At 74.9% G+C, this 1,024-nt stretch carries 1 protein-coding gene; it reads right to left on the reverse strand.

The genetic code is table 11. From position 1 onward, the window contains the following. Positions 1-283 precede the first annotated feature (283 nt). Positions 284-790: a CHAP domain-containing protein gene (locus HW578_RS26950; RefSeq protein ID WP_198373766.1), complete on the reverse strand. Its 507-nt coding sequence runs from the start codon at positions 788-790 to the stop codon at positions 284-286. Positions 791-1,024: the final 234 nt, after the last annotated feature.

Genomic DNA, 1,024 nt, shown 5'->3' on the forward strand with positions numbered 1-1,024 from the left:
GGACCTGGCGCGGCTGGATGCGCTGCGCGGCGCCGCGCGCGTGGAGGTGGCCACCGCCGCGCCGGCCGATCCGGCGCCCGCCCCGGCCCCTCGGCCACGCTCGGTGCGGATGGCGACGGCCGCGGGCCTGCAATAGAGCGGATGCCGATCAGGTGGAATCGCCTGATCGGGTGAAGATGCTCGCAAGAACAGACTGCCAGAGGCGTTGCCGCGAGCCGAGGCGCGCGGAAACGCCTCCAGCGCCAGGCGGTCCGGCCGCCCGCCCCCGGCCGGCGCGCGGCGGCTACTGCGCCTCCGCCACGAGCCGCCCGCCATGGATGAAGCCGAAGGTCGGGAAGTTGGTCTGGCCGAGGTCGTTGGCCGGCGGATACCAGACCCGCACCAGCGACCAGTCGTTGTTGGGCGAGACATCGACCACCGGCTGGTCGCGCGCCACGCGCCCGCGGTTGCGCCCACTGGCCCAGTTGGCGTGGTCCACGCGGATCTCGCGCGCGCCGACCACCCGCGACACCACGGCGAGATGCCCGCTGCGGTTGCGCTGCGTGCGCATGAAGACCAGCACCGAGCCCACGCGCGGCCGGCGGGAGCGGTCGTAGCGGCCGGAGGTCGCCGCCGCGTCCCACCACTGCCAGGCATCGCCCTGCAGGTCGATGCCCGAGCGCGCGCGGGCATAGGGCACGCAGGAGGTCTCGCCCCCCGCATAGCCCGGCACGCCGGTGCGCGGCGCGCTGCCTGAACTGCCACATGCCGCGAGCGCCAAGGCGCCCAGCATCGCGATCATGCGAAGCATGACCCCGAACCCCCTGATTCCCCTCGACAGATGCTATCGGAGATCGCGGCGGAAGTGGAGCATTCCGGTGGCGGCCCATGGATTTGCGGGGCCAGCGTGTCGCCGCTGCACGTCGCGCCCCGGCGAGGCGCGGGCGAAGGGCCGCGTCCTTGAGGGGCGTCGCGCGGAGGCGCGCGGGCAGTCGTCGCGCGGAGGCGCGCGGGGAGGCGCCACGCGGAGGCGCGCGGGGAGATG

Source organism: Roseomonas rosulenta (assembly GCF_016106005.1).
Taxonomy (GTDB): domain Bacteria; phylum Pseudomonadota; class Alphaproteobacteria; order Acetobacterales; family Acetobacteraceae; genus Neoroseomonas; species Neoroseomonas rosulenta.